This window comes from Actinomadura sp. 1N219 (genome assembly GCF_044326405.1).
Classification (GTDB): Bacteria; Actinomycetota; Actinomycetes; order Streptosporangiales; family Streptosporangiaceae; genus Spirillospora.
Window position 1 is genome coordinate 395,419 of the sequence record NZ_JBIRAY010000008.1, and the last position, 16,729, is coordinate 412,147.

General features: G+C 67.5%; 23 protein-coding genes. 8 read left to right on the forward strand and 15 right to left on the reverse strand.

Translation table 11 applies throughout. The features are described 5' to 3' along the window. Window positions 1-135 precede the first annotated feature (135 nt). The 4 genes from ACH35V_RS25515 to ACH35V_RS25530 all read right to left on the reverse strand — a co-directional run bounded on the left by ACH35V_RS25515 (window position 136) and on the right by ACH35V_RS25530 (window position 2,859). Complete coding sequence (locus tag ACH35V_RS25515) at window positions 136-1,863, reverse strand: FtsK/SpoIIIE domain-containing protein (protein WP_395975642.1); 1,728 nt, start codon at window positions 1,861-1,863, stop codon at window positions 136-138. A 59-nt stretch (window positions 1,864-1,922) separates the two neighbouring features. Next, complete coding sequence (locus tag ACH35V_RS25520) at window positions 1,923-2,267, reverse strand: hypothetical protein (protein ID WP_395975644.1); 345 nt, start codon at window positions 2,265-2,267, stop codon at window positions 1,923-1,925. Window positions 2,268-2,296: 29 nt separating this feature from the next. Next, a complete protein-coding gene (locus ACH35V_RS25525; RefSeq protein WP_395975646.1) occupies window positions 2,297-2,485 on the reverse strand; it encodes a hypothetical protein in 189 nt (62 codons plus the stop codon). A 164-nt stretch (window positions 2,486-2,649) separates the two neighbouring features. Next, complete coding sequence (locus ACH35V_RS25530) at window positions 2,650-2,859, reverse strand: hypothetical protein (protein WP_395975648.1); 210 nt, start codon at window positions 2,857-2,859, stop codon at window positions 2,650-2,652. Window positions 2,860-3,036: 177 nt separating this feature from the next. On the opposite strand from ACH35V_RS25530, the gene ACH35V_RS25535 reads away from it, so the two are divergent. Both ACH35V_RS25535 and ACH35V_RS25540 read left to right on the forward strand, forming a co-directional pair. Further along, window positions 3,037-3,780 carry an XRE family transcriptional regulator gene (locus tag ACH35V_RS25535; protein ID WP_395975650.1) on the forward strand — a complete coding sequence of 248 codons (744 nt, stop codon included), beginning with the start codon at window positions 3,037-3,039 and terminating at the stop codon, window positions 3,778-3,780. Between the two features lie 4 nt (window positions 3,781-3,784). Further along, entirely contained in the window at window positions 3,785-4,264 is a 480-nt protein-coding gene (locus tag ACH35V_RS25540; protein ID WP_395975652.1) for an NUDIX hydrolase, read from the forward strand. A 45-nt stretch (window positions 4,265-4,309) separates the two neighbouring features. Here the strand turns inward: ACH35V_RS25540 and ACH35V_RS25545 are convergent, their stop codons facing one another. The 5 genes from ACH35V_RS25545 to ACH35V_RS25565 all read right to left on the reverse strand — a co-directional run bounded on the left by ACH35V_RS25545 (window position 4,310) and on the right by ACH35V_RS25565 (window position 7,233). Continuing rightward, complete coding sequence (locus tag ACH35V_RS25545) at window positions 4,310-5,032, reverse strand: DUF6236 family protein (RefSeq protein WP_395975654.1); 723 nt, start codon at window positions 5,030-5,032, stop codon at window positions 4,310-4,312. Between the two features lie 430 nt (window positions 5,033-5,462). After that, window positions 5,463-6,005: an HD domain-containing protein gene (locus ACH35V_RS25550; protein ID WP_395975656.1), complete on the reverse strand. Its 543-nt coding sequence runs from the start codon at window positions 6,003-6,005 to the stop codon at window positions 5,463-5,465. A gap of 49 nt (window positions 6,006-6,054) precedes the next feature. Then, complete coding sequence (locus tag ACH35V_RS25555) at window positions 6,055-6,510, reverse strand: GntR family transcriptional regulator (protein WP_395975658.1); 456 nt, start codon at window positions 6,508-6,510, stop codon at window positions 6,055-6,057. Window position 6,511: 1 nt separating this feature from the next. Next, window positions 6,512-6,886, reverse strand: coding sequence for a hypothetical protein (locus ACH35V_RS25560; protein WP_395975660.1), 375 nt, complete (start codon window positions 6,884-6,886; stop codon window positions 6,512-6,514). Between the two features lie 65 nt (window positions 6,887-6,951). Next, window positions 6,952-7,233, reverse strand: coding sequence for a hypothetical protein (locus tag ACH35V_RS25565; protein WP_395975662.1), 282 nt, complete (start codon window positions 7,231-7,233; stop codon window positions 6,952-6,954). 174 nt (window positions 7,234-7,407) lie between these two features. Between ACH35V_RS25565 and ACH35V_RS25570 the strand changes: the two genes are divergently transcribed. Then, window positions 7,408-8,142 (forward strand): XRE family transcriptional regulator, encoded by a 735-nt coding sequence (locus ACH35V_RS25570; protein ID WP_395975664.1) that lies wholly within the window; start codon window positions 7,408-7,410, stop codon window positions 8,140-8,142. Here the strand turns inward: ACH35V_RS25570 and ACH35V_RS25575 are convergent. The 3 genes from ACH35V_RS25575 to ACH35V_RS25585 all read right to left on the reverse strand — a co-directional run bounded on the left by ACH35V_RS25575 (window position 8,128) and on the right by ACH35V_RS25585 (window position 9,969). Next, window positions 8,128-8,865 carry a hypothetical protein gene (locus tag ACH35V_RS25575; RefSeq protein ID WP_395975666.1) on the reverse strand — a complete coding sequence of 246 codons (738 nt, stop codon included), beginning with the start codon at window positions 8,863-8,865 and terminating at the stop codon, window positions 8,128-8,130. The genes ACH35V_RS25570 and ACH35V_RS25575 overlap by 15 nt on opposite strands. 302 nt (window positions 8,866-9,167) lie before the next feature. Next, window positions 9,168-9,755: a DUF2637 domain-containing protein gene (locus tag ACH35V_RS25580; protein WP_395975668.1), complete on the reverse strand. Its 588-nt coding sequence runs from the start codon at window positions 9,753-9,755 to the stop codon at window positions 9,168-9,170. After that, window positions 9,748-9,969 (reverse strand): hypothetical protein, encoded by a 222-nt coding sequence (locus ACH35V_RS25585; RefSeq protein ID WP_395975670.1) that lies wholly within the window; start codon window positions 9,967-9,969, stop codon window positions 9,748-9,750. Before ACH35V_RS25585 ends, ACH35V_RS25580 begins: the two co-directional genes overlap by 8 nt. Before the next feature lie 400 nt (window positions 9,970-10,369). Between ACH35V_RS25585 and ACH35V_RS25590 the strand changes: the two genes are divergently transcribed. The 5 genes from ACH35V_RS25590 to ACH35V_RS25610 all read left to right on the forward strand — a co-directional run bounded on the left by ACH35V_RS25590 (window position 10,370) and on the right by ACH35V_RS25610 (window position 14,087). Next, window positions 10,370-10,720, forward strand: coding sequence for a hypothetical protein (locus tag ACH35V_RS25590; RefSeq protein WP_395975672.1), 351 nt, complete (start codon window positions 10,370-10,372; stop codon window positions 10,718-10,720). Further along, a complete protein-coding gene (locus ACH35V_RS25595; protein WP_395975674.1) occupies window positions 10,717-11,763 on the forward strand; it encodes a peptidoglycan-binding protein in 1,047 nt (348 codons plus the stop codon). Before ACH35V_RS25590 ends, ACH35V_RS25595 begins: the two co-directional genes overlap by 4 nt. Next, window positions 11,760-12,449, forward strand: a complete 690-nt coding sequence (locus ACH35V_RS25600) for an ABC transporter ATP-binding protein (protein WP_395975676.1) — start codon at window positions 11,760-11,762, stop codon at window positions 12,447-12,449. Before ACH35V_RS25595 ends, ACH35V_RS25600 begins: the two co-directional genes overlap by 4 nt. Beyond that, complete coding sequence (locus ACH35V_RS25605) at window positions 12,446-13,645, forward strand: ABC transporter permease (RefSeq protein ID WP_395975678.1); 1,200 nt, start codon at window positions 12,446-12,448, stop codon at window positions 13,643-13,645. The genes ACH35V_RS25600 and ACH35V_RS25605 overlap by 4 nt, the downstream gene beginning before the upstream one ends. Before the next feature lie 79 nt (window positions 13,646-13,724). After that, window positions 13,725-14,087 carry a hypothetical protein gene (locus ACH35V_RS25610; RefSeq protein ID WP_395975680.1) on the forward strand — a complete coding sequence of 121 codons (363 nt, stop codon included), beginning with the start codon at window positions 13,725-13,727 and terminating at the stop codon, window positions 14,085-14,087. 24 nt (window positions 14,088-14,111) lie between these two features. Here the strand turns inward: ACH35V_RS25610 and ACH35V_RS25615 are convergent, their stop codons facing one another. From ACH35V_RS25615 to ACH35V_RS25625, 3 genes are all read right to left on the reverse strand, one after another. Then, window positions 14,112-15,359, reverse strand: coding sequence for an HRDC domain-containing protein (locus ACH35V_RS25615; RefSeq protein ID WP_395975732.1), 1,248 nt, complete (start codon window positions 15,357-15,359; stop codon window positions 14,112-14,114). A 235-nt stretch (window positions 15,360-15,594) separates the two neighbouring features. Then, on the reverse strand, window positions 15,595-16,161 hold the full coding sequence (locus ACH35V_RS25620) for a DUF3000 domain-containing protein (protein ID WP_395975682.1): 567 nt from the start codon (window positions 16,159-16,161) through the stop codon (window positions 15,595-15,597). A gap of 154 nt (window positions 16,162-16,315) precedes the next feature. Further along, the gene (locus ACH35V_RS25625) at window positions 16,316-16,522 is read right to left on the reverse strand and encodes a hypothetical protein (RefSeq protein ID WP_395975684.1); all 207 of its coding nucleotides are present in this window, start codon (window positions 16,520-16,522) and stop codon (window positions 16,316-16,318) included. Window positions 16,523-16,729: the final 207 nt, after the last annotated feature.

A 16,729-nucleotide genomic window follows, 5' to 3' on the forward strand; every position in this document is an offset into this window, starting at 1 on the left:
CGTCATCCCGGGCATGTGGTGTTGGGTTGGTGATCATCTCCTTGGCTACGGGGAGTTCTCGTCTCCGTCTCGTCTCACGGATGTCTCTCCCGCCCTTACGTGCAGGCGCGCGCGTGAGACGAGACGTTGAGACGACTACCGGACGCGATCGGATGCCTTGTAGCGGCCACGCGTGACTTGGACCGCGCGGCCGGTCTTCACGAGTTCGGCGAGGCGTCGGTAGAGCGTGGGACGGCTCATCTGCGTGATCATCAGAAGGTGAGCGATCGGAAGTCCCTCGTCCGGCGCGCCGTCCAGGGCTTCGCTCAGAGCAGTCTCGGCCGTGTCGTCGCTCGACGGCGTCACGGGGATGGACGGCTCGGAGACGGGTGTCACGCGCGCCTCGTCCAGCGCACGATGGGAGGTCTCGTCCAGGGCTGGCCGGACGCTAGCGTGCCGCTCTGCTGTCTGCGCCACGGTGGCATCGGTGAGCAGGTAGGCGCGGCCTCGTCGGGGTGTGTCGTGTTCGGGTGCGGAGAGTAGGAACTTGCCGGGTGCGTTGAGGGTGTGGGCGTGCCATCCGGCGTTGAGCATTCCTTGCCCAAGGATGAGATCGACGTCCTTACGTTCCCGGACACGGAAGCTCACGCGGACGTCCATCTGAGACCGGACGGCACCCTTCCCCATGGCCTTCTGGGTCGGTCGCTGAGTGGCCGCGATAAGAGTCACGGCCACCGCACGCCCGCGCCGCGCGATTGAGTCCGTGTCGCCGGCAGCGTCGGGGGCATCGTCAGCGAGTTCGGCGTACTCGTCCACGATGATGACGAGTGCGGGGAGGCCCGGTGTTGGCTCCCACACGCGCCGCCCTTGCGCGGCAAGCCATTCGGCACGTGCCTCAAGAATCGTGACGGCGTCGCGCAGCATGGCGAGGGCTTGCTCCGGCGTGGTGGCAAGTCGATCGATGCACGATGCCCACGGCTGGAGTTCCATGCCGCGCTTGAGGTCGATAGCCCACACGACCACGTCACGGCACGCGCTGAGGTTCCCCATCAGGACATTGATTCCGCCGCTCTTGCCCGAACCCGCCACACCTCCGAAGAGCCCGTGACGTCGCAGTAGCAGGACGCGCGCGCCGGTGGCGTCTTCGAACGGGCCGAGGTCGATCGGCTCGGTAATGGACGAGACAGATGGTCCGGGCCAGGGAATCGCATCGGCGTGCGGGTCGGTGTCGAGTACCCGGAGTTCGAACCGGTTGGCTTTGTCGTCGCGCGTCGGAGTGACACGCACCGCGCCCCTGAACGTCCCAAGGGCTGACTCGATCGCGGGAACTTTCCCGATGACGTCCTGGATCGTCTGGCCGCGCGCCAGGGCGAACCGTGCGCGCCATCCCCACACGTCCACTACCGCGGATTGTGCGCGTGAGCCTGCTAGGCCAACCGCCTGCGCGATTTCCGGCCACGCGGCTATCCGCCGATCGACGCGCACTTTGGCGCGCCTTCTCCGGTGAACCCACCAGGGAACGGCGAGCAGGAATCCGCCACCGATGAGCACGAGGGGTAGCGGATGAAAGGTCACGCCCAGCGCGGTAGCGGCAGACAACCATCCACCGGCGCTGACTGCGACGGTAGCGGCATAAATCCGCTCGATTCGCAGGGAGAGCCCGACCCTTTCACCGAACATGGTGAGCGCCGACGTGGCCACCGTGGTGGCACCCAACAGCCACGGCCACCATTCCGCGTGTGTGAGGTGCAGTATCGCACCCCCAAGGGCGAGCAAGGTCACCAGGTAGACCGGTGCCAGCTCGGATCGATAGCGCCACAAGGCGCGCCCGACGAGCACAGCGGCCACGTCCGGGAACTGGTCGTCACTGTCGATGATCACCATGGGCTGAAGCCCATTGCGACGCATCTTCCGAGCGTGCCGCCGCATCTGACGTGTGCGGCTCATGAGCGCCCCCAGATGTCCGGGGGCAGATGTCCCTGCGCGCGTAGCTCGTCCCGCAGGTAGTAGAGCGGATCCGGTTCGGCGTCGCGTTCGGCGTTGAGGGTGGCACGTCCAGCGGCCACCAAGTTCGCGCGGTCGCGCCGTACCTTGGCCAGCTCGGACGCAAGCCGGGTGATCTCGGAGACGAGCGCGGGGACATCAGCGAGCGCGCCGTTCAGGCGGAGCCACAGGTCCTCAATGGACGGCATCGCGGCGGACAGATGGGAGACGATCTCACGCGCGGCGAGGTTGCGCGCACGCACTTGCTGAACGTCGACCTTGACGCGCGGCGGTGTATCGGGCACTAGGGCATCCCTCCCTTCGGTCGGGGACGTCAGTGCTGAGAGACGGACTGGACGAGTACGGACACCAGTCGGCGGATCTCCGGCGCGGCACTGGTCGCGGCGAGAAAGAACCCGAACAACAGGCACACGGCGATGTGCCAGCCACGCAGACCCATGTACCGCCACGCGACCCACACCAGGGCGCCGAGGATGACCACCAGAGGAACCGAGACGTTCACGGCCTCACCCCCTCAGAGCCACAGGTCCGGGTACCGCGAACCGCGCCCCCGCCGCAGCCACCGGGCGCGGGCGCGGCACTTGCGGCACCGCCGGTTACCGGGCTCGACACGCGCGCCACACGCGCACGAGTGGCCGGTGATGATGCGAGGCATGTGCCGCATGCTCACCGCCCCGCCTGGATGTGGTCCGGCGTGTCGTCGCACGTCTGAGTGCTGAGCAGACGCCGCGAGGCCATGCCGGTGCGGGACGTCTCGGCGCGCCCCTGCATCACCCGGCGCTCTTCGGCGTGGATGCCGACGACGAGCATGGCGAAGATTCCGCAGATGGAGCCGGCCAGGAAGACGGCGAGGATCGAAGCCAGGACGAGGATCATGTGCGATCACTCCTCTCGTAAGGCCCGTATCCGGCGGGGCGGTTCCGGGCGGTCTGTGACTACGAGAAAGAGAGTGCGCTTGACCTGGGGGACGAGATCACTACATGACTGGACGTGTTCATGACGTCCTCATAGGGTTGACCGCGTCCTAGGACGTCCCGGATCTCGGACGGGTGTATGCCGAACGAACGCCTACGCGCCACTCTGCTAGAGCAGGGCCTGACTATCGCCACGCTCGCCGAGTCGATCGACGTGGACCCCAAGACGGTCGAACGGTGGATCACTAAAGACCGCATCCCATACCGTCGCCACCGTTACGCAGTGGCTTCGCGCCTGGGCGTAGACGAAACGTTCCTCTGGCCGGACGCCCTTTCCAATGAGCAAGTCACCGCAGCGTCCAGCAGCGAACTAGTGACGATCTACCCGCACCGCACATCCGTTCCAAGGGACATCTGGGGACGTCTCTTCGCTGCTGCCAAGGAAGAGATCGGCGTTCTCGTCTACTCTGGCCTCTTCCTCTCAGAAGACGCAGGCATTCAACGTACGTTCGCCCAGAAGGCCAGAGATGGCGTCCGTGTCCGCATCCTCCTTGGCGACCCTGACAGCCCCCAGGTAGCCGAACGCGGCACAGACGAGGGCGTAGACGACGCCATGGCAGCGAAAATCCGCAACGCCCTCGTCCTCTACAAGAACCTGCGCAAACAGGGCGACGTAGAGTTCCGGTTCCACCGAACAGTCCTGTACAACTCCATCTACCGCGCAGACGACCAGCTCCTCGTCAACACGCACGTCTACGGAGTCACGGCCCCACACGCCCCCGTCTGGCACCTACGCCGCATAGCCGGCGGAGACTTGGTCAACGTCTACCTAGAAAGCTTCGAACGCGTCTGGGAAGGCGCAACACCCATACCGGGGGACTGACCACATGGGCCGCAGAATCGATTACTACGACGATCCCAACGCCCCGAGAGCCAATAGCCTCGTCCCATCCGTCAACGTCGTCGTGGAGAACAACAAGGGCGAGATTCTCTTGATCCGCCGCACCGATAACGACAACTGGGCCCTACCAGGCGGCGCGATCGACCTAGGCGAGTCGGTGACCCAGGCCGCCATCCGCGAAACCAAGGAAGAAACCGGTATCGACTGCGAGATAACCGGCCTCGTCGGGATCTACTCAGACCCCGGGCACGTGATCCACTACACTAGCAACGACGAAGTACGCCAAGAGTTCTCGATTGTCCTTACCGCACTCCCCGCAGGGGGCGCACTACAGACGAGTGACGAGTCTCGCGAAGTTCTCTGGGTTCCAGCGGACGAGGCCACAGGTCGAGAAATGGATCGGTCGATGCGACTCCGTATCCGTCACTCTCTAGAGAGAGAAAGAAAGCAGCCGTTCGTCACATGACTGGATGCGCGGAGCATACTACCTTGATGACGCGGACGCTATTCGTCAGAGTTGCCCAGAAAAATAAGCATATGCATAATCCCGCGTCGGCTTAGGGATCCTTTGCAGAACACCCTCATTGCGACGTTTAATAAACGTCAAGCTGGCGTTGAATGCCAGGCCACTCAGCGTGCCAATAGCTGCGGGCATGTGCATTGTACCAGCTGTAATTGTTCCGATTGCTGGCCAGATGGCCTTAGTGGCTGCAAGGTCATCAAGTGAGAGATAGATCTGTGCACTAGATGCAAGCTTGCGTATTTTTGCTTGATTGAAGACGCGATGAAGTGCAATAAGTTCTTGCTCCAAGTTCTCTTTGGCTCTGCCGAGTGCCTCCACTGTATTCTGTGCCTCGGTGACACTTCTCCCCAGCTCATCCATTGCAGCCCTGAGAGCCAGCAATTCCGGCCTGCGCTGTTCTCGAAATTCGAGTATTTTTTCGATCGGCACGCTGGATGCAGGTGCGGGTAGAGTTCTATATAGTCTTGCTACGATTTCGATATGCTTCGAATCGGCGGCATTTGATTGGCTAGGAGAGGGCAGGAGAGGCTCGAAATCCAGAAATACCTGACCGCTGTAACTTGTCGGGGTAACACTATGGCCAACTGTCCAGCTAAGCCCTCCTTTGCCGTTCTCCAGTCTGGCGTAATTGTAGGGAGCAAGTACCGCCGGTGAGCACTCCCAGCCTTGGCGTCCATCGCTATCGCCCTCAGTGACGGGCGGCAAGGTCATGTAGGACCATTCAGAAAATCTATCCGCGTTGACGAATGCGAGGATATTTTCGTTTTCGAGAAGTGCCGCCTCCTCTGGGGGTCCAAATCTGTGCAGTGGGGGATCGTATGTGCAGATTAATCTATCCCAGTAAGTCAAATACTGACGGATCGATAGTGGAGAGGCCCCATGCACTGCTAGATAGTCACTAAAGCCGAATGATAGGCCGGGAAATTGCCGTATTTCATTCGGAGTTTGGTGATTCACGGGAACCTTGTGCCATACAGGGGTTGACCCAAATACGATCCCGCGGGTCGGTGTCACTGCCCACCTCGTCGACAATAACTGTTTGCCTTTTACTGTGCAGGATAGCGGCCAGTCGTCGCTTCTTACAGCGGTATTACTTAGAGTAGCAGCATGGGCGGCCGTATGTAATCGTGGGTTGTGGAGATCAGCCCCTTGCTTGCACTCGGTGTACCGCCTCTATGAGGTGGCGGGATGAGATCGCGATCGCCCGGGTGACCAAGTGGTCATTACCGTACCGGGTCAGGATCTCGGAGAGTCGTTCCTCTACCGCGAGTTGGTCACCGGTCGGGCCGGTAGTCATGTCGCAGTAGATCAACGAATCGATCAACTCGGGGGGCTCGGTGCCGAACTCGTGAATCAGCTCGTCGTCAAGGTCGCGCTCGCGGGCCTCGATCAGGGCACACGAGTGGTGTGCGACTAGTCGGCACAGGTGCTCGTCGGCATGGTGGACGTCCCGGAGGAAACGAGCGCCGTCAAGTGGGTGGAATCCCGTCACGACAAGATCGGGAGCGTAGCCGATGTCATGGAGCCAAGCGGCGGCTTCTAGCAAGTCTGCCTGGTCGCCGAGGATGGGGGCCAGGGTGCGGGCTTGGCGGGCTACACCTTGGGTGTGGGCCCAGCGGCGGGGGAGTGGGGTCTCTAGGTGCTTGCGTGCGAGGTCGCGTGCCCATGGGGCGGTGTTCTTCATGGGGTCGACGCTACGAGGGTGTGTGTGGACGTCCACGGGCGTGTGTGGGTCATCTGGGGACGTCTTGGCGGACGTAGCGTCCCTTGCCGTGGACGCAGGTGACGAGGCCAGCGGTTTCGAGGGCGATGAGGGCCGTGCGGGCTGTGAAGCGAGATACGCCAAAGCGTCGGGCAAGTTGCGCTTCGCTGGGTAGTGCGTCGCCTGTTTGGAACTGGCCAGTCTCGATCTGATGGCGCAGGTTCGCGGCAACGTGTTCGGAGCGGGTGCGTGGTTGGGTGGCCGAGTCTTGGACGAATCGGCCGACGCCGGTTCGGACGGTGATGCGGCCTTCGGCTTGCAGGGTGGACAGGGCCCGCCGCACGGTGTTGCGGGCTACGCCGAACTCGGCGCACAGTGCGGCCTCGCCCGGTAGGCGGGTGCCGGGGGCGTAAGTGCCGTCTGTGATGCGTTGGCGTAGCGCGTCGGTGATCTGGACGTACGCGCCCCATGCCGTGCGGCGGGCCATGTCAGAACTGGTCGTCTCTGAGCGCGTCGAACGCTGCCGAGACCCACGGTGTGAGGAGGATGTTGAGCTTGTCCGCGGCGAGGTCGACGCGCTTGCAGGGCGTCAGCCACACGCCAGTGCTGGACTGGTACCACCACGCACCGTTGCCCCATGCCACCGAGATGCTCTCGCCGATGGTGGGGGCGTTCTTGGAGTACACGCGCAGCGTTGGGCGGTGTGCACCGGTGCGGACTTCGGTCGTCCAGCCGTTGCGGCGTGCGGCGTGGGCGAGGCGGGCAAGGTGCCAGAGTCCTCTCCACAGACCGCTGTAGGTGGGCAGAGGCAGCGCGGCCGGTGCATCCGGGGGATTGCCATGCACCGACCGCGCCACCTCCATCCCTCCCCTTGGGACCGCCCTCCCCTTGGCGGTCCCCTCTGATGACGGCTGCGAGTCTCGCGCCATCACCAGGTCCCGGCGCGCACGACCACGGCGCGGGCGGCCTCGTTGACGAGCGCGTCGCGCAGCTCGGCGGCGCTCGACCGGATCACCGTGGGGTCCACTCCGGCGGACGTGTCGTGCAAGCTCGCGACCCAGTCCCCGAGACGTCCGTCCCGCTTCACGCCGCGCCAGATCCGATGACCGGTGAAGTCTCTGCGCAGCGCGGCGAGTGCCTCGTCCGCCGCACGCTCCGCATCGGTGTCGTGTTGGGTCGAAGTGGCCTGCTGGGGCCATTCGCTGGGCATGAGTTAGCTCCTTGGCTTGCGTGCGGGTCATCGGGCGAAGAGGCGCGGTCTTCGCCGGTGACTGGAGCCTTTCGCTCTGGTGGGGACCTCTCCACCGGCATCTAGGGACGTCTAGGGACGTCTTCTGTTAGCGTCGTTCCTGCGTCGTTGTCCCTTGCGCATGCGGGAGGTCCGATGAACGACTTGTTGCGGCGTGCCCTCGCCGACGCACGCATGACCGAAGCCGGCGCTGCGGCTCGGCTGGGCGTGGACCCTAAGACCGTCCATCGATGGGTCGCCGGTCGCGTGCCCTACCCACGCCACCGGACGAGGATCGCGTCACTCGTCGGACGGGACGAGGCGGACCTGTGGCCACAACTCACGATCGCGAACGTCCAGGCAGAGACCCCGATGATTGAGATCCTCGCGACCTACCCGCATCGTTGGGCCGTGCCTCGTCCGGTGTGGCAGCTGCTCTTCAGCAGCGCGCGGGACGAGATCGGCATCCTGGCCTACGCAGGACTCTTCCTCGCCGAGGACACCGGCATCATGCGCACACTCGCCGAGAGAGCACGTGACGGCGTCAGCGTGCGCATCCTCCTCGGAGACCCGGACGGGACCTGCGTCGCTGAGCGTGGCAGCGACGAGGGGGTAGGCGAATCCATGGCCGCGAAAATCCGCAACGCCCTCGTCCACTACCAGGCCCTACAGGACGTGGACGGCGTTGAGATCCGGCTGCATGACACCGTCCTGTACAACTCGATCTACCGCGCCGATCACGACCTACTGATCAACCCACACGCCTACGGCATCGCCGCGTCTCACGCACCGGTGTTGCACCTGCGGCGCGCAGGGGACGGCGACATGGCGAGCACGTATCTGGAGAGCTTCGAACGCGTCTGGGCGGGATCAGTCTCACTCAGAGAGTAGTTTTTGGGTGGCTGGCAGCCAATCCGCTGGGAGCGTCTCGGTCAGCCGTTCTTTGGTGACCTGAGCGACTGTGGTCCTAACTGTCTCGTTTGCGCCTTGTGCGATTGGATCAAGGCAGCACTTTGAGACGTTCTTGTGTCGCTCGGGGGCCTTGCACATGAGAATCGCTAGAATTCTCACAGGCCAAAGAGCTTCTCCAATCCCACTCAACTGGCCTAGTGGTAGGGCATGTGAGATGGCGGACCAAGCCGCTTCAACCGCTGATCCGACCGCGGTGTCTTCTATGTCGGCGCTGAAATTCGAGGCAGTCATTATCGGCTTCAGGCGCTCGGTAACCTCATCGCGCCAGTCTTCGAGTTGCTTGACCGCACAGGCGAGGGAGGCGAGCAATTCGCACCAGAAGTGATTGACGGAAGCAGCCTTGAATTTCTTGAGTCCATCCAGCCCTAGGTTCGTTGCCAGGTCGCTCATTGCCTCGCCGGTGAGGGCATTGCCGATAGCCTGTACGTTGTTGGTTACGGATCGGTTGCTTGCGAGCCAGTCAATCAGATCAGCGGCTGCGGTATCGACTGCTGCGATCTTCATAGGGTATGTGGGGTGCTTCCCCTTTCGTTCGCGGAGCGCCTTTATCCAAGCCGCCTCAGCATTATGCCTAAAATCGTCGCGGCCAGCGCTTGATGGAGCATATGCGAGTTCGAGCTTATATTGCCAGCCGTGTTGCACTCCTCCACATTGGGTGCAACGGCACGCGTGGTTCTTGGCCTGTTCACAGTTCGCTGGGTGTGTCATAGCTTCCCTGGCGTGATCCGCAAACGGAAATTTCGAGATGCTATTTTGTTGTGTCCGTAAGTACGGTGCTGATGGTGTCGGTGTTTACCTATGATCCGTTCGTTTGTGTTGTCTGTAAACCGTTGCTGCTGGGAGGGATAAAGAGATGTAGCGAAAGAGGGAGGGTGGCCTTTCTGGTAGGAAGACCCTCGTCAGCTCAGGTGTGCTGACGAGGGTCTCCGGTGTTTCTTGTTGCTTCAGTGATTCATGCTGGTGATGATCCGTTTGACCTTGCGGCGGTCGATATTGTGCTTTTCGGCGAGGTAGCGCTGGGAGAGGGGGCGGCCTGGCCCGTTAAGGCTGGCTCGGTAGTCGTCCAACACCGCTTGCTCCGGTGTCTGCTCCGCTTCGGTACAGGGTCGTTCCGCTTCTGCACGCAGATCGTCATAAGCGAGTGCTGGGCTTGCGGCGTTGCGTGTGAGGGTCATCAGGAGTTCGAAGGAGCCGACTAGGGCGAGTGCCGGCCATGCGCTGACTACCGCGCCTATGACGCCGTGGGACGCGCCGTGCGCCACGTTGGCGCCGACCGTGGCCACGATACCCACGGCGAGACTCAACTTCGCCAAGGGTGGCGCGGGCTGCTGTCGGCGGCTCGCGTCCAGCATCACCATGGACGCTGCCCAGATCAGGCCGTCCACGGTGAACGGGACGAGGCGTGCGGTCGGGCCAGTCTCGCCATGCGAGTGGACGAGTTCGTAGGCGTGGCGGTACGAGATGACGGCTGCGACGGCGGCTACCGCCACCACGGCAAGCGCGGTTGTGATTCTGATGAGGCGGTCAGTCACGGGACAACTCCCTTCGCCACTCGATCACGCAGGGGTCGTCCTCGCCGTGGGTGATGAGGCGTTCGGCGAGCATCAGGGCTGTGATTGCGGAGTTGCGGTCGAGTGGGCGGGGGTGTGCGGTGACGTGCCAGCCGCAGGCTGAGCGGGTGCCGGTGGCGATGATTTCGCCGTCCAGGACGACCGTCATCGTGTGTTCGGTGATCTTTAGGGACATGAGCGCCTCCTCTCTCGTCCGGGGAGCCACGGGAGCCGGAGCGGGGAGCCAATGAGGCTCGATCCCGTCCGACCCGCCGCGACTCACCCGGACGTTTGTGCTGGTGAGAGGGCTCCTAGTCGACGTCTTCCGACGTGAACCGATTCCGGCGGAGGCGGCACGGTTAATGCGGGTTTAACGCGGTGGGGGGTGTTATGGCGCTTCGTCCGGGGTGTGTGGCCTCGGGGGAGAGGGCGTGATGAGGGAACGGGTGTGGGCCGCTGTGATCGCGGTGTCGGTTGTCCTTGGGGGCGCTGGGTGCGGGAGTGGTGAAGGGGATGGGGTCGCCAGTGTTGGCGGGTCGGCGGCGGCTACGGCGTCGGGGTCGGGTGGGGCTTCGCTTTCGGCGGAGGATGCGCAGTTGAAGTTCGCGCAGTGCATGCGGGAGAACGGGGTGGACGTTCCCGACCCGGGCAGCGTCGACGAGAAGTCGATGCGGCTGGGCAAGGGGACCGATCGGAAGAAGCTTCAGGCGGCGCTGGAGAAATGCCAGTCGTGGCTGAAGGCCGGAGGGAAGTTTCCGGATCTCAAAGATCCGAAGGTCCGTGACCAGTACGTCAAGTTCGCGCAGTGCATGCGGGAGCACGGCGTGGACGTCCCCGATCCGGGGCCGGACGGGCAGATCGCGATTCCGACGGCGAGCGCCGGCCGGGACGCGGTCGAGAAGGCGCGTGCGGCGTGCAGGGGCAGCCTGCCGGGGGTCGGGAAGTGAGGCGCGGGGTCGTCGCGGGCGGCGTGGCCGTCGTGGTGGTGGTCGGCGGCGGGGGCGCGCTGGCCTGGACGGTAGACGGCGGCGAGGCGCAGGCCGAGAACACGGCGAAGCTGCGGACCGCCGCGGTCGGCCGGGGTGATCTCGTGGACACCGAGACGGTCGACGGGAAGCTCACCCACGACGACGTCCGCGAGGTGTGGACGGGCGCGTCCGGCGTCGTGACGTGGGCGCCTGGGGAGGGGGCGACCGTCAAGCGGGGCGGGGCGCTGCTGAAAGTCGCGGGCGATCCCGTCACGCTCATGTACGGCGGCAGCCCCATGTACCGGGTGCTCAAGAACGGCGACTCGGGGAAGGACGTGCGGCAGCTCGAACAGAACCTGCGCGCTCTCGGTTATGACGGTGTGACCGTGGACGGGGATTTCACCGGGGCCACCGAAATCGCTGTCAAGGAATGGCAGGACGATCGGGGGCTTGAGCAGACCGGAATGGTCGATGGTGCGCAGGTCGTGTTCCTGGACGGGGCCGTGCAGATCAGGGAGGTCAAAGCGCCGGAGGGAAAGCAGACGGCCAAGGGGCAGCCCGTGCTGACCGTGGCCGGCACCCGGCGGGTCGTGCACGTCGACCTGGACACCGACAAGCAGGACCTCGCCCGGAAGGGCGCGAAAGTCTCCGTGGAATTGCCGGGCGGGAAGAAGGTCGAAGGGACGATCAGCAGGGTCGGCGAGGTCGCGGAGGGCACGGGGGAGGGGCAGGAGAAGAAGACCACGATCGGCGTCGACATCTCCCTCGGCGACGCCGGGACGGGACGGTTCGACGAGGCCCCGGTCAGCGTCGAGTTGGAGAGCGAGCGGCGGAAGGACGTCCTGTCGGTGCCGGTGGAGGCGCTGCTCGCGCTGCGCGAGGGCGGGTTCGGCGTCGAGGTCGTGGACGGCGGGCGGAGGCGGCTTCTGGCCGTGCAGGTCGGGGCCTTCGGGGGCGGGCGGGTCGAGGTCGCCGGGGCCGGGATCGCCGAAGGAGTGCAGGTCGGGGTGCCCGCGGAATGACGAACATCGTGGAGCTGGCCGGGGTGGCCAAGGAGTACGGCGGCGGCGTCGCGGCGCTGCGGGGCGTGGACCTGGTGATCGAGGCGGGGGAGCTGGCGGCGATCGTCGGGCCCTCGGGGTCGGGGAAGTCGACGCTCCTGCACATGATCGGGACGCTGGACCGTCCGACCAGGGGGAGCGTGCGGGTCGCCGGGCACGAGGTGGCGGGGCTGAGCGACCGGGCGCTGTCGGCGCTGCGGGCGCGCCACATCGGGTTCGTGTTCCAGCAGTTCCATCTGGCGGCGGGGGTGAGCGCGCTCGACAACGTCGCCGACGGGCTCCTGTACACCGGAGCCGGGCTCAGGGAGCGGAGGGAGCGGGCCGGGGCGGCGCTCGGGCGGGTCGGGCTCGGGCACCGGACCGGTCACCGGCCGCACGAGCTGTCGGGCGGCGAGCAGCAGCGGGTCGCGGTGGCGCGGGCCGTCGTGGGCGAGCCGGGGCTGCTGCTGGCGGACGAGCCGACCGGCAACCTCGACTCCGCCGCGGGCGCCGGGGTGCTGGCGCTGCTTGAGGAGCTGAACCGCGCCGGGACCACCGTCGCGATCATCACGCACGATCTGGACGTGGCGGCCGCGGCGCCGCGCCGCGTCCGGGTCCTGGACGGCCTGATCGTGGCCGACGAGCGGGCGGAGGCGGGCGGCCGATGAGCGCGACGTCAGAACTGGAGCCGGCGGGGCTCGGCCCGGCGGACGTGCTGCGCGTCGGGCTGGGCGGGCTGCGGGCGCGTCCGACGCGGGTGGTGCTGTCCGCGCTCGGCATCGCGATCGGGATCGCCACGATGGTCGCGGTGATCGGGATCTCGTCGTCCGGGAGGGAGGACCTGCTGCGGCGGCTCGACCGGCTCGGCACGAACCTGCTGACGGCCCGGCCGGGCGACACGCTGTTCGGCGAGAAGGCCGCGCTGCCGGAGTCGGCGCCGGAGATGGTCCGGCGGATCGGGCCGGTCACGGCGGTCGGCGCGACGGGCGCGGTGGCCGCCACCGTGCGCCGCACCGACAAGATCCCGGACGAGGTCACGCACGGCATCTCCGTCCAGGCCGCGACGCCGGACCTGCTCGGCACCCTCGGCGTGGCCACGGCGAGCGGGCGCTGGCTGAACGCGGGCACGGCCCGCTACCCGGGGGTCGTGCTCGGCGCTGAGGCGGCGCGGCGGCTCGGCCTGGACCGGGCGGGCGGCCAGGTGTGGATCGGCGGGCGCTGGTTCGTCGTCCTCGGCGTCCTGCGGCCCGCGGAGCTGGCGCCGGAGATCGACCGTTCCGCGCTCGTCGGCTGGGACGCGGCGCGCCGCTACCTGGGCTTCGACGGGCACCCGACGACGATCTACGAGCGGTCGGCGGACGCGTCCGTCACCGACGTCCGGGACGTCCTGGCCCGCACGGTCAACCCGGAGCATCCCGAGGAGGTGCAGGTCAGCCGCCCCTCGGACGCGCTGGAGGCCAAAGCGGCGGCGACCGGCGCGTTCACTGGGCTGCTGCTCGGGCTCGGCGCGGTCGCGCTGCTCGTCGGCGGCGTCGGCGTCGCGAACACGATGGTGATCTCGGTGCTGGAGCGGCGCCGCGAGATCGGGCTGCGCCGCTCGCTCGGCGCGACGCGCGGCCAGGTCCGGACGCAGTTCCTGGCCGAGTCGCTGCTGCTGTCGGCGTTCGGCGGCGCGGCGGGCGTCGTCCTCGGCGCGGCCGTGACCACCGGATTCGCGCTGTGGAAGGGCTGGCCGCCGGTCGTTCCCGTGTGGGCGCTCGGCGGCGCGCTCGCCGCGACGCTCGCGATCGGGACCGTCGCGGGGCTGTATCCGGCGATGCGGGCGGCGCGGCTGCCCCCGACCGCGGCCCTGGCCACCGCCTGACCCTGGCGACGCCGTCGTGAACGGGTGCATGATTGGGACGCCGACGCTGTCTCGCCTGGGGGGAGGTGACTTCACAGCCATGCCGGTGCCACGCCCGCTCCGCGAACGCTGCCGGGAGTTCCTCGGGATCGACGGGGAGATCCGCTACATCTTCCCCGCGATGGCGTACGGCGGCGGGGCGGGCTTCATCTTCGTCATCACCGACGACCAGATCGCGGTGATCTCCACCGGCGCGATGAGCCGCAGCACGCCGAAGTCCGTCTGGGGCAGCTACCCGCGCGGCACCCGGCTCGGGCCGCTGGAGTCCGGCGCGGGCGCGTCGTTCGAGTTCGCGGGCGCGGTGTTCGAGATGGACGACGAGTACATCGCGGTCGTCAACGCCGCCGACGCCGAGATCTTCGACCGCGACAGCCTCCCGAAGGACCCCCTCCCCGACCTCTAGGCGGCCCAGCGGCGGCTCAGCGGCTCAGAGGTCGCCCTTGCACTCCAACCGGTGGAAGGCGCGGGCCAGGGGCTGCGCGGTGAGCTCGATCTGCCAGCGGCGGGCGCCGAGGTCGCCGAGCGCGGCCGCGATCGCCGAGGCGGACGGCTCCGGCGGCGGCGTCCAGGCCAGCCGCCGGACGGAGTCGGGCTGCATGAGGTTCTCCGACGGCATGGAGTGCTCGTCGGCGAGCGCGGCGACGACGGCGCGGGCGGCGGTGAGGCGCTTGGCGGCCTCCGGGTCGCGGTCGGCCCAGCGGTGCGCGGGCGGCGGGCCGTCGCCGGGGACGGTCGGCTCCGGCAGCCCGCGGTCGGTGAGGTCGCGGGCGCGGGCGACGGCGCGCAGCCACGCGGACTGGTGCCGGCGGGCGCCGCGTCCCCGCATCGTCGGCAGCGCCTGCAGATCGGCGGGCGTGCGCGGGGCGCGCTGCGCCAGCTCGATGATCGCGGCGTCCTGCAGCACCCGGCCGGGGGACAGGTCCCGCTCGCGGGCGATCTTGTCGCGGGCCTCCCAGATCTCCCGGACGGTGGCGAGCGCGCGCCGGTTCCGCACCCGGTGGATGCCGGACGTGCGGCGCCACGGGTCGGCCCGCGGCGGCTTCGGCGGCGTCGTCAGGATCGCGCCGAACTCCTCCAGCGCCCACTCCAGCTTGCCCGCGGCCTCCAGCTCGTCGTGCAGGGCGTCGCGCAGCTCGACCAGCAGCTCGACGTCCAGCGCGGCGTAGCGGAGCCAGTCCTCCGGGAGGGGGCGCGTCGACCAGTCGGCCGCCGAATGCCCCTTCTCCAGCAGGAAGCCCAGCACGTTCTCGACCATGGACCCGAGCCCGACGCGCGGGTAGCCGAGCAGCCGCCCGGCCAGCTCGGTGTCGAACAGCCGGCGCGGGACGAGCCCGACCTCCGCCAGGCACGGCAGGTCCTGGTTGGCGGCGTGCAGCACCAGCTCGGCGTCGGCGATCGCGGCGTCCAGGCCGGACAGGTCGGGCAGCGCGATGGGGTCGATCAGTGCCGTGCCCGCGCCCGCGCGGCGCAGCTGGATCAGGTACGCGCGCTGCCCGTACCGGTAGCCGGACGCCCGCTCGGCGTCGACGGCGACCGGTCCCGCGCCCGCGGCGAAGGCCGCGATGACACGTTCCAGGTCGGCGGGGTCGGTGAGGACGGACGGGACGCCGTCGCGCGGCTCCAGCAGCGGGACGGGCGGGGGAGCGTCCCCGGCCTCGGCGGCAGGCTCCCGCACGGCCTGCTCTGGAACGGTCCCGGGCCGCGTCGCGGCCGTGGTCTCAGCACCGGTGTCCCGCTCGGGGCCGGTGGCGCGCGTTTCGGACACTCCCACAGAACCTTTTTCATCCTCGGGTCGACGAGCCGTGCGTGGCTTCCGGGACGCGGACGGACGAAAAGGGCTGCCGGCTCCCGTGTGCACTTCCGCCGCCTCGGTCTCGGACGCTGTGCTCACGCCCCCTACCGTACGTCGCTCAGCCGCTTGCCCCGCCCGGACGGTCCGGCAGCGCGGCGACGCCGGACGGCGGCAGGCCCGCCGTGGTGCACATCACCTCGCACCAGGCCGCCACGTGCGGGGCGAGATCGTCGCCCGTCGGGGACCAGGACGCGCGCAGCTCCAGCTCCGTCGTGGACGGCTCGTCGCGCTTGTCGCCGAAGCTCTCCGACACCGCGCGGGTGATCGTCCCGGACACGCCCGCGTACCCGGCGGGCTCCAGCGACTCGAGCAGCCAGTCCCACGCGACGGAGCCGATCAGCTCGTCGGCGGCGATCTCGGGCTCCAGATCGGCGCGGATGTAGGCGACGATGCGGAACCCGTTCGTCCAGCCGCTGTCGCCGCCCGGGTCGTACAGGACGATGAGGCGCCCCATCGCGATCTCGGTGTCGTCGTCGCGGTAGACGCTGCCGGACAAGGCGGCGGCGTAGGGCGCCAGGCTCTGCGGGGCTGGCATGTCCTCCAGATCGAGTTCCGGACGGACGCCTGGCCCGTCGAGGATCTCGCGGAGCGTGCCGAGGGCCCGCTGGAAGGCGGGAGGGTTCATGGATGGACCGGCCTGATCGCGGGGGAGTGGTCGGGTGCGGGGGCGTGGGTCGGGTCGGTTCTCGGATCGGAGATGTCGGAACGGGGCGGCGACGGGGGAACGCGGAGGGGAAGCAGGCACGGCACAGGTGGTTTCGTCTCGGGGGCCGGGCCGATCAGGCCACGGCCCGCACGGTGGCGGCGCGGCCGGTGGGCGCGCCGGACGCCAGGGTCGCCAGAGCGGGCGCGGGGGCGGCGGAGACCCCGACGGCGCCGGGCGCGGTCAGCGGCGAGCCGACCAGCACGGCGGTGCCGCACTCCGCGCAGGCCCGCTCGGGGCACTCCTCACCATGACCGTCCGGACACGGCGGCTGCTCGAACATACGTTCATCACCGCAGGTGGAGCAGTACACGGGGGACCTCCCTCGGCTATGACACGCATCACGTTCGCATGCGCGGGTGACAGAATGCGGGACTTCGCTCGGCGTGTCCGGAAGTTCGTGCCGGTCCAGGGCCCGTTCCCGTGCTTTCTCACCGTTTTTTCGTGGGACGATCACACGGTGACTGAGAGCACCGCGTCCGAGAGCCCC

Bases quoted from the DNA above. Each gene is read 5' to 3' on its own strand.
- ACH35V_RS25515 (WP_395975642.1), bottom strand. From the start codon at position 1,863: ATGGTGATCATCGACAGTGACGACCAGTTCCCGGACGTGGCCGCTGTG.
- ACH35V_RS25530 (WP_395975648.1), bottom strand. From the start codon at position 2,859: ATGATCCTCGTCCTGGCTTCGATCCTCGCCGTCTTCCTGGCCGGCTCC.
- ACH35V_RS25535 (WP_395975650.1), top strand. From the start codon at position 3,037: ATGCCGAACGAACGCCTACGCGCCACTCTGCTAGAGCAGGGCCTGACT.
- ACH35V_RS25540 (WP_395975652.1), top strand. From the start codon at position 3,785: ATGGGCCGCAGAATCGATTACTACGACGATCCCAACGCCCCGAGAGCC.
- ACH35V_RS25545 (WP_395975654.1), bottom strand. From the start codon at position 5,032: ATGACCTTGCCGCCCGTCACTGAGGGCGATAGCGATGGACGCCAAGGC.
- ACH35V_RS25550 (WP_395975656.1), bottom strand. From the start codon at position 6,005: ATGAAGAACACCGCCCCATGGGCACGCGACCTCGCACGCAAGCACCTA.
- ACH35V_RS25555 (WP_395975658.1), bottom strand. From the start codon at position 6,510: ATGGCCCGCCGCACGGCATGGGGCGCGTACGTCCAGATCACCGACGCG.
- ACH35V_RS25560 (WP_395975660.1), bottom strand. From the start codon at position 6,886: ATGGAGGTGGCGCGGTCGGTGCATGGCAATCCCCCGGATGCACCGGCC.
- ACH35V_RS25565 (WP_395975662.1), bottom strand. From the start codon at position 7,233: ATGCCCAGCGAATGGCCCCAGCAGGCCACTTCGACCCAACACGACACC.
- ACH35V_RS25570 (WP_395975664.1), top strand. From the start codon at position 7,408: ATGAACGACTTGTTGCGGCGTGCCCTCGCCGACGCACGCATGACCGAA.
- ACH35V_RS25585 (WP_395975670.1), bottom strand. From the start codon at position 9,969: ATGTCCCTAAAGATCACCGAACACACGATGACGGTCGTCCTGGACGGC.
- ACH35V_RS25600 (WP_395975676.1), top strand. From the start codon at position 11,760: ATGACGAACATCGTGGAGCTGGCCGGGGTGGCCAAGGAGTACGGCGGC.
- ACH35V_RS25605 (WP_395975678.1), top strand. From the start codon at position 12,446: ATGAGCGCGACGTCAGAACTGGAGCCGGCGGGGCTCGGCCCGGCGGAC.
- ACH35V_RS25610 (WP_395975680.1), top strand. From the start codon at position 13,725: ATGCCGGTGCCACGCCCGCTCCGCGAACGCTGCCGGGAGTTCCTCGGG.
- ACH35V_RS25620 (WP_395975682.1), bottom strand. From the start codon at position 16,161: ATGAACCCTCCCGCCTTCCAGCGGGCCCTCGGCACGCTCCGCGAGATC.
- ACH35V_RS25625 (WP_395975684.1), bottom strand. From the start codon at position 16,522: ATGTTCGAGCAGCCGCCGTGTCCGGACGGTCATGGTGAGGAGTGCCCC.